Source organism: Lacinutrix sp. MEBiC02404, assembly GCF_053601575.1.
In genome coordinates this window covers 1-248 of record NZ_JBSHNV010000049.1, presented here as the reverse complement: position 1 = coordinate 248, position 248 = coordinate 1, and the positions used below count along the sequence as shown (strand labels likewise).

Below are 248 nucleotides of genomic sequence, written 5' to 3'. Positions count from 1 at the left end.
CTGCTTGTAATGTAGTAGATGAAACGATAGAATGTGATGGTGATAATAACCAAACTTTAGCAGATACTTGGAATGCAGATAATATCGTAGAACTTCAAGCTTGTGCGGATGATATTAATGTAACTATTACTTCTGATTATGCTTTCACTAACCTAGCTACAACTTGTGGTGCTGGTGGAACTATTCAAGTAACATATACGGCTACTGATGATTGTTTAAATACTTCTTCGGTTACTGCTACACTTACT

General features: G+C 35.5%; 1 protein-coding gene. It reads left to right on the top strand.

Annotated features, from left to right (window positions below; all coding sequences use genetic code 11):
• Positions 1-248: hypothetical protein (locus tag ACVCXO_RS00315; protein ID WP_452227607.1), on the top strand; the 248-nt coding region annotated here is incomplete at both ends.